A 14,615-nucleotide genomic window follows, 5' to 3' on the forward strand; every position below is an offset into this window, starting at 1 on the left:
CGGCGCGAGGATGGAAAGGACGCCAGATGCAGGGGTTGGTACTGCAACTGACGCGTGCCGGATTCCTCATGTTGTTGTGGGTATTTATTTGGTCGGTGCTGCGGATCCTGCGCACTGACATCTACGCGCCGACGGGCGCTGTCATGGTGCGCCGCGGCCTGACGCTACGTGGCGGGCTGTTGCCGGCGCTTCAGCGCCGCGCCGCGGCGCGCTACCTGCTGGTGACCGATGGCGCGCTGAAAGGGGCCCGCATTACACTCAGTGGACAACCGGTGCTGATTGGACGCGCCGATGATTCGACTCTGGTACTAACCGATGATTACGCCTCTACGCGGCATGCCCGGCTGTCTCAGCGCGGCTCAGAGTGGTATGTCGAGGATTCCGGCTCAACCAACGGTACTTACCTCGATCGAACCAAGGTGACGACGGCAGTACGCGTTCCGGTGGGAACGCCGATTCGAATCGGCAAGACGACAATAGAGTTACGCCCGTGACCCTGGTCCTGCGATATGCGGCCCGCAGCGATCGGGGCCTGGTACGCGCTAACAACGAAGATTCGGTATACGCCGGCGCCCGACTGCTGGCGCTCGCCGACGGTATGGGGGGACACGCAGCCGGTGAGGTGGCGTCCCAGCTGGTAATCGCCGCTTTGGCCCATCTGGACGACGACGAACCCGGTGGCGATCTGTTAGCCAAACTCGACGCCGCGGTCCGCGCCGGAAACTCGGCCATCGCCGCGCAGGTCGAGATGGAACCCGACCTCGAGGGCATGGGCACCACACTCACCGCGATTTTGTTCGCCGGCAATCGGCTCGGGTTGGTGCACATCGGTGACTCGCGCGGCTACCTGATGCGCGACGGCGAGCTCGCTCAGATCACCAAGGACGACACCTTCGTTCAAACCCTGGTCGATGAAGGTCGAATTACCGCGGAGGAGGCACACAGCCATCCCCAGCGCTCCCTGATCATGCGGGCGTTGACTGGTCACGAGGTAGAGCCAACGCTGACAATGCGCGAAGCACGCGCCGGCGATCGCTACCTACTTTGCTCGGACGGGTTGTCCGATCCGGTAAGCGACGAGACCATTCTCGAGGCTCTGCAGATTCCCGACGTTACAGATAGCGCCAACCGCCTGATCGAACTGGCATTGCGTGGTGGCGGCCCCGATAACGTAACCGTCGTGGTCGCCGACGTTGTCGACTACGACTACGGCCAGACCCAGCCAATTCTGGCTGGGGCGGTGTCCGGTGATGATGATCAACTGGACCCGCCCAACACCGCCGCCGGTCGCGCCTCTGCGATACGCCCACGCGAAGAGGTGGTAAGTCGCGTCCAGCCGCAGGTAGAGACGTATGGTCGGCAGCGTTGGTCACGTCGGCGAATAGCACTGGTCGTGACCGTGGTGATGCTCGTTACACTTGCCAGCTTGGCTGTCGGGCGGACAGTGATCCGCAACAACTACTACGTTGCCGCACACCACAACATGGTCTCCATCGTGCGAGGTATCCAAGGATCTCTGCTGGGCATGTCCCTCCATGAGCCCTACCTCATAGGCTGCCTTAGCCCCCGCAACGAGTTGTCACTGATCAGTTTCAGCCAATCCGAGGGACGACTCGACTGCCATCTGCTCAAGCTGAACGATCTGCGTCCTCCCGAACGAGCACAAGTCAAGGCCGGCCTTCCGGCCGGCACCCTTGATGACGCCATCGGACAACTGCGCGAACTGGCGGCTAATTCCCTGCTGCCGCCGTGCCCGCCGCCTCGCGCCACATCCCCGCCCGCGCCAACGGCTCCATCCACGACCGACCAGACACCCGCACCAAGCGACACATCTTCGCCGGCATCCGCCCCGCCAGCTGCAACTGACGAACCCGAAACCGATACCGCCCCTGCGAATACCACGCCGGAGCCCCCTGCTTCGACTGCAACCTCGCTACCCGCCCCTAGTTCGCCGACTCTCACCACACTGCCACCATCCCCACCGCAGCCGGGCGTCGACTGCCGGGCGGCCGCATGACCACACAACTGCAGCCGCCGGTGGCCGTGACGCCCCCGCTGCCAACTCGGCGCAACGCCGAACTGCTGCTGTTGTGCTTCGCTGCCGCAATCACCGTCGCAGCTCTGTTCATTGTGGAAGCCAACCGGAAACGAGGCTTGCACTGGGATCTCGCCACCGCGGGTTTGGCCTTTCTGGCACTATTCGGATCCGCACATCTGGCCATCAGGCGCTTCGCCCCCTATACCGACCCGCTCCTGCTTCCGATTGTGGCTCTCCTCAACGGACTCGGCCTGGTGATGATCTACCGGCTCGATCTCGTCGGCGAAGACGTCGGCCCACCGAATCAACCCAGCGCGACCCAGCAGATGCTGTGGACCCTGGTGGGAGTGGCCGCATTCGCACTGTTAGTGGCGTTGCTCAAGGACTACCGACAACTGGCACGGTACGGCTACACGTGCGGGCTCGCAGGCCTGGTCCTGCTGGCGATTCCCGCGCTATTGCCAGCATCGCTATCCGAACAAAACGGCGCGAAAATCTGGGTTCGGCTGCCCGGCTTCTCGATTCAGCCAGCCGAGTTCTCCAAGATTTTGCTACTGATCTTCTTCTCTTCGGTGCTGGTGGCGAAACGCAACTTGTTCGCTAGCGTTGGTAGGCACTTCATGGGCATGACCCTCCCACGCCCGCGAGACCTAGCGCCGCTGTTGGCCGCTTGGGTGATATCGGTTGGCGTGATGGTCTTCGAAAAAGACCTCGGCACTTCGCTACTGCTGTATTCGTCGTTTCTGGTGGTTGTTTACCTCGCCACGCAACGCTTCAGTTGGGTCGCCATCGGCTTGATTCTGTTTACCGCCGGAAGCGTTGTAGCTTATTTTATTTTTGACCACGTCCAGGTCCGCGTACGAACCTGGCTTGATCCGTTCGCTGATCCTGACGGCAGCGGCTATCAGCTGGTCCAATCTCTCTTTAGCTTTGCTACCGGCGGGGTCTTCGGCACCGGGCTTGGGAATGGCCAGCCGGACACAGTACCCGCCGCATCGACCGATTTCATCGTCGCAGCGTTTGGCGAAGAACTCGGACTAGTTGGGTTGTCAAGCATCCTGATGCTGTACACGATCGTTATTGTGCGGGGGCTGCGCACGGCGATCGCCACCCGTGACAGCTTTGGCAAACTGCTGGCCGCGGGCCTAGCGTCGGCGCTCGCCATTCAGCTATTCATCGTTGTCGGCGGTGTTACCCGACTCATTCCGCTGACCGGTCTGACCACACCGTGGATGTCCTACGGAGGGTCATCGTTGCTGGCCAATTATGTGCTGCTGGCAATTCTGGCACGTATTTCACACAGCGCGCGCCAGCCATTACGTAACCGCCCACGCAACACCTCTTCGATCGCGGCGGCCGGCACTGAGGTAATCGAGCGCGTATGAACGCCTCGCTGCGCCGGATATCAGTAACCGTGATGGCCCTAATCGTGTTGCTCTTGCTCAACGCCACCATGACGCAGGTATTTACTGCCGACGGGCTGCGAGCCGACCCCCGCAACCAACGTATCTTGCTCAACGAATACTCACGCCAGCGCGGCCAGATCACTGCGGGGGGACAACTGCTGGCCTACTCGGTGGCCACCGAAAACCGCTTCCGTTTCTTGCGGGTGTACCCCGAACCCGCAGTGTATGCACCGGTTACAGGTTTCTACTCGCTGCGCTATTCCAGTGCTGGCCTAGAACGGGCCGAGGATCCGCTGTTGAACGGATCCGACCAGCGCCTCTTCGGTCGCCGCATAGTGGACTTCTTCACCGGCCGCGATCCGCATGGCGGCAATGTCGACACGACGATCAACCCACGCATCCAACAAGCAGCCTGGAATGGGCTGCGGCAGGGCTGCGACGGGCCATGTAAAGGAGCCGTCGTAGCTCTGGAGCCGTCTACCGGCCAAATTTTGGCCATGGTGTCGGCGCCGTCGTATGACCCCAATCTTCTCGCGTCGCACGATCCCGAAGTGCAGGCCGATGCCTGGCATCAGCTCGGCGACGATCCCGCCTCTCCACTGACAAACCGTGCCATCTCCGAGCGTTACCCGCCGGGTTCGACATTCAAGGTGATTACCACCGCAGCCGCGTTAGCTGCCGGAGCGACCGAGACCGAGCAATTAACCGCGGCGGCCAAAATCCCTCTGCCCGGTAGCACAGCCACTTTGGAGAATTACGGTGGTGCGTCGTGCGGCACTAAATCGACCGTGTCGCTGAGTGAAGCATTCGCTAAATCGTGCAATACCGCCTTTGTACAGCTTGGTATTCTCACCGGAGCCGACGCCTTGCGCAGCATGGCGCAGTCGTTCGGTTTCGACACACCTCCAAGCCTTATTCCGCTGCAAGTCGCCAGATCCACGGTGGGGTCTATCTCCGATACCGCCGCCCTCGGGATGTCCAGCATCGGGCAAAAAGATGTCGCGGTGACGCCGCTGGAGAATGCTCTGGTGGCCGCAACGGTCGCGAATGACGGAATCACGATGCGGCCGTACCTCGTCAGCAGCCTCAACGGCCCGGACCTTGCCACCATCAGCACGACAACCCCAACCAAACAGCGCCGCGCGGTGTCGCCGCAGATCGCCGCTAAGCTGACAGAGCTGATGGTCGGCGCCGAGAAAGTCGCACAGCAGAAAGGGGCTATCCCCGGCGTGCAGATCGCATCCAAGACGGGTACCGCAGAACACGGCGCCGACCCTCGCCACACTCCACCGCACGCGTGGTACATCGCCTTCGCTCCCGCTCAGGCACCGAAGGTTGCGGTTGCAGTGTTGGTCGAAAATGGCGCCAATCGCTTGTCCGCGACAGGAGGGGCGCTCGCCGCTCCGATTGGACGGGCTGTGATCAAGGCTGCTCTCAAGGCGGGACCATGAGAGCGCGCAGGCTGGCGTCGGTGGTGACCGCACGGGTGGCGAGGCCACACACAGCGGGTCACCACCCAACGCACCCAGCGGCGATGGGAGCGCGGAACGCGGGAAGGCGGGAGCAAGCGGGAGGCATCGCATGAGCCCGCGCGTTGGTGTGACTTTATCCGGTCGGTACCGCTTGCAGCGCCTCATCGCCACTGGCGGCATGGGTCAAGTCTGGGAAGCCGTGGATAGCCGGCTGGGCCGGCGCGTCGCGGTCAAGGTGCTCAAGAGCGAGTTTTCGTCCGACCCAGAATTCATTGAACGGTTTCGGGCCGAAGCACGCACCACCGCGATGTTGAACCACCCGGGGATCGCCAGCGTGCACGACTACGGCGAGAGCCAGATGGACGCGGAGGGCCGCACTGCCTACCTGGTTATGGAGCTGGTTAACGGTGAGCCGCTGAACTCGGTGCTCAAACGCACCGGCCGGTTGTCGTTGCGACACGCGCTGGACATGCTCGAACAGACTGGCCGTGCGCTTCAGATTGCCCACGCGGCCGGCCTGGTTCACCGTGACGTGAAACCGGGAAACATCTTGATCACGCCAACCGGGCAGGTCAAGATCACCGACTTCGGAATCGCTAAAGCAGTGGATGCGACGCCGGTTACCCAGACTGGCATGGTGATGGGGACCGCCCAATACATTGCTCCCGAACAAGCCCTGGGCCACGACGCAAGCCCATCTAGTGACGTCTACTCACTCGGTGTCGTCGGGTACGAAGTGGTTTCGGGTAAGCGGCCGTTCGTTGGCGACGGTGCTCTCACTGTAGCGATGAAACACATCAAAGAGCCCCCGCCGCCGCTGCCCCCTGAGCTGCCACCGAATGTGCGGGAACTCATCGAGATTACGCTGGTCAAGAACCCCAGTATGCGGTATCGAAGCGGGGGACCGTTCGCTGACGCTGTGGCCGCGGTGCGGGCCGGCCGTCGGCCCCCCAGACCCAGCCAGACACCTCCACCCGGCCGGGCGACTCCAGCCGCTATTCCGTCAGGCACCCAGGCGCGGATCGCGGCCAACCCAACCAGCCGGACGCCTGCGCGACGATCCCGCCCAACGACCGGCGGTCACCGGACACCGCCGGTTCGGCGCACGTTCTCTTCTGGGCAGCGTGCCTTACTATGGGCCGCAGGTGCACTTGGAGCACTCGCGATCATCATCGCAGTACTCATTGTCATCAATGCCCGTGCCGAGAGCGGCCAGCAGCAATCGCCGTCGCCGACCGTCACCGACACGGGAACCCCACCAGCTAAACAGACCCCTGCCGGCTTGGGGATGAGTCAGCGGACATACTTCTACTGGACGGATCGCGGGGAAATAGGTAATTCTGAATTGCGCACCAAGCAGTCGGGGCTTCGGCCGGTCGGCGATGCGGACCGGAGCGGGCGGGGGAGCCGGACGATCGAACATAGCCGGCTTTTCCCACTAATACCGCATCGCAGTGTTTCGCCTGCCCGATACGAGATACAGCAATGACTACCCCTCAGCATCTTTCCGCCCGATATGAGTTGGGGGACATCCTCGGCTTCGGAGGCATGTCCGAAGTTCATCTTGCCCGCGACCTACGCTTGCACCGTGACGTCGCCGTTAAGGTACTGCGGGCGGATCTCGCCCGTGATCCCAGCTTCTACCTGCGGTTCCGGCGGGAGGCGCAAAACGCGGCGGCGCTGAATCACCCGGCGATCGTCGCGGTTTATGACACCGGCGAAGCTGAGACGGACGCCGGACCATTGCCCTACATCGTCATGGAGTACGTCGACGGAGTGACCCTCCGCGATATCGTGCACTCGGATGGGCCGCTACCGCCCAAACGCGCCATTGAGGTTATCGCTGATGCCTGCCAAGCGTTGAACTTCAGCCATCAGAACGGCATCATCCACCGCGACGTCAAGCCGGCGAACATCATGATTAGCACAACCAATGCGGTGAAGGTGATGGACTTCGGCATCGCCCGTGCGCTCGCTGACAGCGGCCACACTGTCACCCAGACCGCCGCGGTGATTGGAACCGCACAATATCTGTCGCCTGAGCAAGCTCGTGGGGAATCCGTCGACGCGCGTTCAGACGTGTATTCGCTGGGCTGTGTTCTCTATGAAATCCTCACCGGTGAGCCCCCATTCACAGGTGATACACCCGTGTCGGTCGCCTACCAACATGTCCGCGAAGATCCAATTCCGCCATCGGAACGACACGAGGGCATCTCCGCTGACCTCGACGCCGTGATCCTCAAAGCGCTCGCCAAGAATCCAGACAACCGTTATCAGACTGCGGCGGAGATGCGTGCCGATTTAGTCCGCGTGCACAACGGTGAACCGCCCGAGGCGCCCAAAGTTCTCACTGATGCCGAGCGCGGCTCGCTGTTATCGTCCACTCCGCCAGGGCAGGTAAGCCCGCGCACCGATCCGCTGCCTCGACACATGTTCGACGCGACGATCCCGCCCAACGACCGGCGGTCACCGGACACCGCCGGTTCGGCGCACGTTCTCTTCTGGGCAGCGTGCCTTACTATGGGCCGCAGGTGCACTTGGAGCACTCGCGATCATCATCGCAGTACTCATTGTCATCAATGCCCGTGCCGAGAGCGGCCAGCAGCAATCGCCGTCGCCGACCGTCACCGACACGGGAACCCCACCAGCTAAACAGACCCCTGCCGGCTTGGGGATGAGTCAGCGGACATACTTCTACTGGACGGATCGCGGGGAAATAGGTAATTCTGAATTGCGCACCAAGCAGTCGGGGCTTCGGCCGGTCGGCGATGCGGACCGGAGCGGGCGGGGGAGCCGGACGATCGAACATAGCCGGCTTTTCCCACTAATACCGCATCGCAGTGTTTCGCCTGCCCGATACGAGATACAGCAATGACTACCCCTCAGCATCTTTCCGCCCGATATGAGTTGGGGGACATCCTCGGCTTCGGAGGCATGTCCGAAGTTCATCTTGCCCGCGACCTACGCTTGCACCGTGACGTCGCCGTTAAGGTACTGCGGGCGGATCTCGCCCGTGATCCCAGCTTCTACCTGCGGTTCCGGCGGGAGGCGCAAAACGCGGCGGCGCTGAATCACCCGGCGATCGTCGCGGTTTATGACACCGGCGAAGCTGAGACGGACGCCGGACCATTGCCCTACATCGTCATGGAGTACGTCGACGGAGTGACCCTCCGCGATATCGTGCACTCGGATGGGCCGCTACCGCCCAAACGCGCCATTGAGGTTATCGCTGATGCCTGCCAAGCGTTGAACTTCAGCCATCAGAACGGCATCATCCACCGCGACGTCAAGCCGGCGAACATCATGATTAGCACAACCAATGCGGTGAAGGTGATGGACTTCGGCATCGCCCGTGCGCTCGCTGACAGCGGCCACACTGTCACCCAGACCGCCGCGGTGATTGGAACCGCACAATATCTGTCGCCTGAGCAAGCTCGTGGGGAATCCGTCGACGCGCGTTCAGACGTGTATTCGCTGGGCTGTGTTCTCTATGAAATCCTCACCGGTGAGCCCCCATTCACAGGTGATACACCCGTGTCGGTCGCCTACCAACATGTCCGCGAAGATCCAATTCCGCCATCGGAACGACACGAGGGCATCTCCGCTGACCTCGACGCCGTGATCCTCAAAGCGCTCGCCAAGAATCCAGACAACCGTTATCAGACTGCGGCGGAGATGCGTGCCGATTTAGTCCGCGTGCACAACGGTGAACCGCCCGAGGCGCCCAAAGTTCTCACTGATGCCGAGCGCGGCTCGCTGTTATCGTCCACTCCGCCAGGGCAGGTAAGCCCGCGCACCGATCCGCTGCCTCGACACATGTTCGACGACCTAGACGTTGACCGCAATGTGAGTTCGGTGAGTCGTTGGGTTGCCGTGGTCGCAGCCTTGGCGGTGCTGACGATTGTCGTCACGATTGCTATCAACACGCTCGGCGGCTTTCGCCGCAATCTTCAAGTTCCCGACGTGCGCGGTCAGACCTCCGCGGACGCGATTGCGACACTGCAAAACCGTGGTTTCAAGACCCGGACGCTGCAGGAACCCGACTCGACAATCCCGCCCGACCATGTCATCGGGACCAATCCGAGCGCCAACGCTTCAGTTAGCGCCGGCGATCAGATCACCGTCAACGTGTCCACCGGACCCGAGCAGCGCGAAGTTCCCGACGTGGCCTCATTAAGTTACGGCGCCGCGGTCAAGAAGCTGACCGCCGCCGGATTCGAGCGCTTCAAGAAGGCGAGATCGCCGTCGACCCCGCAGCTGATGGGCAAAGTCATCGGGACCAACCCGCCCGCCAACCAAACATCGGCGATCACGAACGTAATCACGATTATTGTTGGCTCGGGTCCAGAGACCAAACAGATTCCCGACGTCGCGGGCCAGAAGGTCGACAAAGCGCGGGATACCCTCAAGGTCTACGGCTTCACCAAGTTCAGTGAAGCATTGGTGGACAACCCCCGACCAGCCGGCGACGTCGTCGGTACCGAGCCGCCAGCGGGCTCAACAGTTCAGCAGGACACCATTATCGAAATACAGATATCGAAGGGAAACCAATTCGTCATGCCCGATCTGTCCGGCATGTTCTGGACAGATGCGGAGCCGCGCTTGCGAGCCCTCGGCTGGACCGGCAAATTGGACAAAGGAGCCGATGTCGATGCCGGTGGCTCCCAGCACAACCGGGTCGTCTACCAGAACCCGCCGGCCGGTCTCGGAGTCAACCAGAACGGGATAATCACGCTGAAGTTCGGTCAATAGCTCCGTTGTCCGTAGGGATGTGCGGCCGGACCGCATCGAGGACCTCGTTTTCGAGCCGTCGAACCAAAGTGTCGTCGCGCGCTCGCCCGCAAACCTCAAGCCAATTGGCCAGCATCCGGTGCCCTCCCTCGGTGAGGATCGACTCTGGATGGAACTGAACGCCATGGATCGGCAATTCGGTGTGTCGTACGCCCATGATCACACCATTACCGGTTCTGGCGGTGACTTCGAGCACTGCCGGCAAGGACTCGGGCAAAATCGTCAGCGAATGATATCGCGTCGCTGTGAATGGGTCCGGGAGCCCTTCTAGCACGCCGACATTGGAGTGGAAAACACTGCTGGTCTTGCCGTGCAGTAGCTCGGGCGCGCGGTCGACGATGGCGCCGAACGCCACACCTATCGCCTGGTGCCCCAGGCAAACGCCGAGTAGCGGTGTATGCGCCGCAGCGCACCCGCGGACCAAGCTGACCGACGCGCCCGCACGTTCCGGAGTGCCTGGACCTGGACTGAGCAGGACACCATCGAACTGGGCAGCCACGACCGCCTCGTCAGACAGTCTGGCGTCGTCGTTGCGCCACACTTCTGCCTCGACCCCTAGCTGACCGAGGTATTGCACGAGGTTGAACACGAAGCTGTCGTAATTGTCGACAACCAGGATCCGCATCGTGACAGGCTACCGTCCGGCCAGATCGGGTTGAGTAGGCGTCAGTATCCCAGGGGGCCGGCCGGTTGCGCGAAATGCAGCCGAACAGGCTCCGAATGACCCATGATCTGTAGATCGTCCTTGACTTCTTCGCTATACCCGAGGCCGAAGCGCACGACGTATTGCTTGTACAGGGTCACCAGCGGCGCGGCAGCCAGGGCCTGCTGCATAGCCTCGGCGTTTCCGATCGCAGAAATCGTGTATGGCGGGCTATAGGTACGCCCGTTCAGCAGCAACGTATTCCCAACGCAACGTGCTATCGAAGTCGCGATGATGCGTTGGTCTTGCATTTGGATTGCTTCAGCGCCCGCACTCCACAGCGCGTTGAGAACAGCCTCGATATCTTGCTGATGCACGACCAAGTCATCTGGGGAAGCGTCGCGCGGGAAGCGGCCGTTGGCGTCGCGTTGTGCGTCGCGGAGGCTCACCACCAGTCCCGGCCCATGCACCGGATCCATGTCTGCTTCACCAGCCAACTCGGTGGAGCGTCTCAGCATCGCTGCCAGTGCTTTGTCAGCGGATCGGCCGTGAGCCGCATCGACCCGGCCGCTCAGCGCTTCTCGTTTTGAGTCGAGCCGGTTCACCGACGATTGCGTTTGTCGGACCAGGTCGACCAGGCGAGGCGCATCGCTGCGGCGAATCTCAGCACCGCCAGATACCCCGTGGGTGGCAGCCAGCAGTAGCCCGGCCAGGAGGCACACGACCGGGACGCCGAAGCTCCATGACGAGCGGCGCCGATCAATCACGGTGTCTCCGTTCCAGGTGCCGACCCAGAGTGGGCTAGTCTCGTAGCCAAGGCCCCTGATGGGCTAGGCCGCAGCGGCAACTTTATCGTTGCATCTCGTCCCGCTTGCCGTGTTATTGAGGTCATCCCGAGATATCCCGAGGAACGCAATGCCCAAGTCCAAGGTCCGAAAGAAGAACAATTTTACCGTCAGCACGGTCAGCCGTACTCCGGTGAAAGTCAAGGTCGGACCGTCGAGTGTGTGGTTCATCGCGTTGTTCATCGGTCTGATGTTGATCGGCCTGGTCTGGTTGATGGTGTTTCAGTTGGCCGCGGTGGGTAGTCAGGCTCCGACGGTGCTCAACTGGATGGCCGAGCTTGGCCCTTGGAACTACGCGATCGCGTTCGCTTTCATGATCAGTGGCTTGTTGCTCACGATGCGCTGGCACTGACTCGTATCGCGAACCGAGATGAATTCATGTATGAGACGTCTCGGTGCTGAGCTAGCAACTTTTTTGCGATTCAATCACACGGGTGTGATTCATCCCCACTGTTGATAGCGTCTGTGGATAACTTTATCCACCGTGGTAGGAGGGGTGAACCGGTTGATACAGCAAACAGAGTGGGAACCCCGCACTGTAGGAATCGCTGGTTGCGGGGCCGCTGGTGTGGCAATGGCTATCATGTCTGTGACATTGGTCACAGATCCGCCGGCGCGCGTCATGGCCGGCATTGCCGCACTGGGTCTGATCTTGTTTGCGGGCGTATCTTGGCGCGCACGTCCAAAACTGGCAATCACACCCACCGGCCTGGTCGTCCGGGGTTGGTTCCGAACGCAGTTATTGCGGCGGCCCGACATCAAGATCATCCGGATCACCGAATTCCGTCGGATCGGACGCAAAGTGCGGTTGCTCGAGATCGAAACCAACAACGGGGGACTGCTGATCTTGTCCCGCTGGGACCTCGGAACCGAACCTTTAGACGTACTCGACGCACTCACTGCCGCAGGATATGCCGGCAAAAACAAGAGCGGACAGTAGGTGGCAGCGCCGGTCTAAGAGATCGTGATCGACTCGATGACCACCTGCTCTGTCGGCCGGTCGCTGCCATCGGTGGCTGTCGTCGCGATCGCATCAACAACCTTTTGCGACTCCGGCTCGGTAACTTCGCCGAATATTGTATGGCGTCGATTCAGGTGCGGAGTCTTACCGACGGTAATGAAGAACTGCGAACCGTTAGTTCCTGGGCCGGAATTGGCCATAGCAAGTAGGTAGGGCTTGTCGAACTGGAGCTCGGGATGAAACTCGTCGGCAAACTTGTAGCCGGGACCTCCACGGCCGGTGCCCGTCGGATCACCACCTTGAATCATGAAGCCGTCGATCACCCGGTGGAAAATAGTGCCATCGTAGAAGGGGCCGGACGGGCCGCCAGACGCGTTTTGTGTCGAGTATTCCTTGGTGCCCTGTGCCAAACCAACGAAGTTGGCGACGGTCTTAGGTGCGTGGTTTCCGAACAAGGCAACCTTGATGTCGCCGCGGTTGGTGTGCAACGTGGCGGTGGCGGTCTGTATGGAGCTGTTGGTCACGGGGACACAGTCTGCCATCAAGCGCCGCTCCGGTTGCACCGGGTGCCACCGAGTCGAATGCGATCAGATGCGCACAATCAACACGCATGTGTTTCATAAGGTGGCAAGCTGTGAAGATGCCAAATCGGCTGGGCGTCCAGAACACAGAGAGGTGGCCGATGAGCGAAACGGCAGACAACCCGCTGACGCATCGACAGCGACTGACCCGTGGCCTGGCGTACTCGGCGATTGGGCCGGTGTATGTGGCTCGGGGCATCGTCGGCCTTGGAGTCCGTTCAGCGCAATTGACTGGATCAGAATGCCGCCGCCGCTACCAAGAGGCCCAGCTCGCGCGGAAAATTGCTGCCGCACAACACGCCATGACCGGCGACCTGGCCGTCGCACAAGACTCGGTCATCGGCCTGCCCCAGGTCATAAAGGATGCGAGCCGGTCGGCGGGTTGCAGCAGACGACCCTGGGTGATTGTGGGGATCACCGCGGCTGTGCTGGCCGGTGGCGCGGTCGCATTCCACTTCATCCGCGGTAAGTCGCGCCCGGAGCTGACGACCGAGTCGATGAGTGTGGAGGTTCAACAGAGGCCTTAAGCACGGTTAGGCGCGTTCACCTTGACCGTGGGTTCGTGGAGCCTAGGGGAATCGAACCCCTGACACCTGCCTTGCAAAGGCAGTGCTCTACCAACTGAGCTAAGGCCCCGTGTCGTTGCCGACTGTCGAATCTGAAGATGAATCGGCCGCTACATGCCAAACTTCCACTCGGCGCCGGGATCGTACTATCACCACCACAACCCCAAGCAGCGCCAGGGGCACCGTAAACCTCATACATCTTGACCTACACATAGTCGTGGGCCTAGGAGGACTCGAACCTCCGACCTCTTCGTTATCAGCGAAGCGCTCTAACCGCCTGAGCTATAGGCCCGTACTCTGCGCTGTGTACGGCCGAGCGCCGAGATTACCGTAATCGCTGCCTTACCCACAAAAACGCGTGCGGCGCGAGCAGCGGCAGACTAATCGCGGTCGGCCAGTGTGACTTCTATACCACCGATCAGGTCGGTCGTCAGGTTGTAAACGAAGGCTCCAAGAGTGGCCATCGCAGTCACCAAAACGATATTGACCAGGCCAATCAAGATCGCACCACCGAAAATGGTGGTACTTGAGACCAGTTCGCCGGTGCTACCGCTCGCATTGTTCAACAAGTCCCCGACGTTGCTGTTGAGCTTGGCCCACACTCCCATGCCGCCAAGGACCAAGTAGAGGAAGGCAACCGCGATCATCCATACGAAGAACATCGCGACCGACAACAGCAGCGATACCTTCAGTGTGCTCCACGGATCAATTCGCCGAATCTGCATGCTGGCCCGAACAGGCCCGCGGGTACGTCGAGACACCTGGACGGGGGATTCGCGCGACTCTCGAAATTCAGTGATCGATGAACGGCGTGTGCCCAAGGCAGCCGCCGACCCGCCAGCGACCTCAGGCGCCGCATCGGATGTCGGCTTACGCTGCGCAGACCTTGACGCCGAGCCGGATAGATCTGGCAACTCGCTTGCATACGCCTCAACCGCTAATTCCTCAGCACGTCCGGCCAACGGTTGTGGCTCCGGCGACGCAGGCTTCGACGCTGCAGGCGGTGCGGCAGTCCCGGATATGAAGCGATTCAACCGCGCGTCAGGCCGAGATACTGGGCCCCCCGGTCGCATATCTATCGGGGCTTCCGGTGGTGATTGATGTGCCGTTTGAGACGCTCGGGCAGCACCGCGCTGCCACGGCGGCGAATCTGCAGAATCTGACGTACGGCTTGCTCCGGTATCGGCTCGGTGTCCGCGGCGGTCCATCGATTTGTCGCCCTGCGGTCCCTCGCCCCTATTGACGCCGCCCGGCTCGTTCGGTGAAGTCACACCGACTCCTAACATCTCTACCCAGACCGCCCGGTGGTGGC

At 61.4% G+C, this 14,615-nt stretch carries 13 protein-coding genes, 2 tRNA genes and 1 pseudogene; 10 read left to right on the top strand and 6 right to left on the bottom strand.

The window, feature by feature from the left end:
- The first annotated feature begins 26 nt into the window (after positions 1-26).
- The 7 genes and pseudogenes from ACO07W_RS11315 to pknB (ACO07W_RS11345) all read left to right on the top strand — a co-directional run bounded on the left by ACO07W_RS11315 (position 27) and on the right by pknB (ACO07W_RS11345) (position 9,668).
- On the top strand, positions 27-494 hold the full coding sequence (locus tag ACO07W_RS11315; RefSeq protein ID WP_421843227.1) for an FHA domain-containing protein FhaB/FipA: 468 nt from the start codon (positions 27-29) through the stop codon (positions 492-494).
- Entirely contained in the window at positions 491-2,017 is a 1,527-nt protein-coding gene (locus tag ACO07W_RS11320) for a protein phosphatase 2C domain-containing protein (RefSeq protein ID WP_421843229.1), read from the top strand. Before ACO07W_RS11315 ends, ACO07W_RS11320 begins: the two co-directional genes overlap by 4 nt.
- Positions 2,014-3,423 (top strand): FtsW/RodA/SpoVE family cell cycle protein, encoded by a 1,410-nt coding sequence (locus ACO07W_RS11325; protein ID WP_421843231.1) that lies wholly within the window; start codon positions 2,014-2,016, stop codon positions 3,421-3,423. Before ACO07W_RS11320 ends, ACO07W_RS11325 begins: the two co-directional genes overlap by 4 nt.
- Positions 3,420-4,895: a D,D-transpeptidase PbpA gene (gene pbpA / locus ACO07W_RS11330; protein ID WP_421843233.1), complete on the top strand. Its 1,476-nt coding sequence runs from the start codon at positions 3,420-3,422 to the stop codon at positions 4,893-4,895. Before ACO07W_RS11325 ends, pbpA begins: the two co-directional genes overlap by 4 nt.
- Before the next feature lie 130 nt (positions 4,896-5,025).
- Positions 5,026-6,405 (top strand): serine/threonine-protein kinase, encoded by a 1,380-nt coding sequence (locus ACO07W_RS11335; RefSeq protein WP_421843235.1) that lies wholly within the window; start codon positions 5,026-5,028, stop codon positions 6,403-6,405.
- Positions 6,402-7,361, top strand: a pseudogene (gene pknB, locus ACO07W_RS11340) (Stk1 family PASTA domain-containing Ser/Thr kinase); the annotation flags it as partial. The gene ACO07W_RS11335 and the pseudogene pknB (ACO07W_RS11340), both read left to right, overlap by 4 nt.
- 426 nt (positions 7,362-7,787) lie before the next feature.
- Positions 7,788-9,668, top strand: coding sequence for a serine/threonine protein kinase PknB (pknB, locus tag ACO07W_RS11345; protein ID WP_421843237.1), 1,881 nt, complete (start codon positions 7,788-7,790; stop codon positions 9,666-9,668).
- Here pknB (ACO07W_RS11345) and ACO07W_RS11350 read toward each other — a convergent pair.
- Positions 9,646-10,332, bottom strand: a complete 687-nt coding sequence (locus ACO07W_RS11350; protein WP_421843239.1) for an aminodeoxychorismate/anthranilate synthase component II — start codon at positions 10,330-10,332, stop codon at positions 9,646-9,648. The two genes, pknB (ACO07W_RS11345) and ACO07W_RS11350, sit on opposite strands and share 23 nt — an antisense overlap.
- A 41-nt stretch (positions 10,333-10,373) precedes the next feature.
- Positions 10,374-11,117 (bottom strand): DUF881 domain-containing protein, encoded by a 744-nt coding sequence (locus ACO07W_RS11355; RefSeq protein WP_421843241.1) that lies wholly within the window; start codon positions 11,115-11,117, stop codon positions 10,374-10,376.
- Positions 11,118-11,265: 148 nt separating this feature from the next.
- Here ACO07W_RS11355 and crgA point away from each other — a divergent pair, with 148 nt between their 5' ends.
- Together crgA and ACO07W_RS11365 are read left to right on the top strand one after the other, a co-directional pair.
- Positions 11,266-11,547: a cell division protein CrgA gene (crgA, locus tag ACO07W_RS11360; RefSeq protein ID WP_421843243.1), complete on the top strand. Its 282-nt coding sequence runs from the start codon at positions 11,266-11,268 to the stop codon at positions 11,545-11,547.
- Between the two features lie 156 nt (positions 11,548-11,703).
- On the top strand, positions 11,704-12,135 hold the full coding sequence (locus ACO07W_RS11365; RefSeq protein WP_421845942.1) for a PH domain-containing protein: 432 nt from the start codon (positions 11,704-11,706) through the stop codon (positions 12,133-12,135).
- 14 nt (positions 12,136-12,149) lie between these two features.
- Here ACO07W_RS11365 and ACO07W_RS11370 read toward each other — a convergent pair whose 3' ends face one another.
- Positions 12,150-12,698, bottom strand: a complete 549-nt coding sequence (locus ACO07W_RS11370) for a peptidylprolyl isomerase (protein ID WP_421843245.1) — start codon at positions 12,696-12,698, stop codon at positions 12,150-12,152.
- Positions 12,699-12,838: 140 nt separating this feature from the next.
- On the opposite strand from ACO07W_RS11370, the gene cwsA reads away from it, so the two are divergent.
- Positions 12,839-13,264 (top strand): cell wall synthesis protein CwsA, encoded by a 426-nt coding sequence (gene cwsA, locus ACO07W_RS11375; protein WP_421843247.1) that lies wholly within the window; start codon positions 12,839-12,841, stop codon positions 13,262-13,264.
- Positions 13,265-13,300: 36 nt separating this feature from the next.
- Here cwsA and ACO07W_RS11380 read toward each other — a convergent pair.
- The 3 genes from ACO07W_RS11380 to ACO07W_RS11390 all read right to left on the bottom strand — a co-directional run bounded on the left by ACO07W_RS11380 (position 13,301) and on the right by ACO07W_RS11390 (position 14,574).
- A tRNA-Ala gene (locus tag ACO07W_RS11380) sits at positions 13,301-13,373 on the bottom strand.
- Between the two features lie 148 nt (positions 13,374-13,521).
- A tRNA-Ile gene (locus ACO07W_RS11385) sits at positions 13,522-13,595 on the bottom strand.
- A gap of 88 nt (positions 13,596-13,683) precedes the next feature.
- A complete protein-coding gene (locus ACO07W_RS11390) occupies positions 13,684-14,574 on the bottom strand; it encodes a DUF3566 domain-containing protein (RefSeq protein WP_421843249.1) in 891 nt (296 codons plus the stop codon).
- Positions 14,575-14,615 lie beyond the last annotated feature (41 nt).

Origin of the sequence: Mycobacterium sp., assembly GCF_965230835.1 — a bacterium.
Lineage (GTDB): Bacteria > Actinomycetota > Actinomycetes > Mycobacteriales > Mycobacteriaceae > Mycobacterium.

Excerpts from the sequence above, each read along its gene's own strand:
- pknB (WP_421843237.1), top strand. The coding sequence starts at position 7,788 with ATGACTACCCCTCAGCATCTTTCCGCCCGATATGAGTTGGGGGACATC.
- ACO07W_RS11370 (WP_421843245.1), bottom strand. The coding sequence starts at position 12,698 with ATGGCAGACTGTGTCCCCGTGACCAACAGCTCCATACAGACCGCCACC.
- ACO07W_RS11325 (WP_421843231.1), top strand. The coding sequence starts at position 2,014 with ATGACCACACAACTGCAGCCGCCGGTGGCCGTGACGCCCCCGCTGCCA.
- ACO07W_RS11350 (WP_421843239.1), bottom strand. The coding sequence starts at position 10,332 with ATGCGGATCCTGGTTGTCGACAATTACGACAGCTTCGTGTTCAACCTC.
- cwsA (WP_421843247.1), top strand. The coding sequence starts at position 12,839 with ATGAGCGAAACGGCAGACAACCCGCTGACGCATCGACAGCGACTGACC.
- ACO07W_RS11315 (WP_421843227.1), top strand. The coding sequence starts at position 27 with ATGCAGGGGTTGGTACTGCAACTGACGCGTGCCGGATTCCTCATGTTG.
- ACO07W_RS11335 (WP_421843235.1), top strand. The coding sequence starts at position 5,026 with ATGAGCCCGCGCGTTGGTGTGACTTTATCCGGTCGGTACCGCTTGCAG.
- pbpA (WP_421843233.1), top strand. The coding sequence starts at position 3,420 with ATGAACGCCTCGCTGCGCCGGATATCAGTAACCGTGATGGCCCTAATC.
- crgA (WP_421843243.1), top strand. The coding sequence starts at position 11,266 with ATGCCCAAGTCCAAGGTCCGAAAGAAGAACAATTTTACCGTCAGCACG.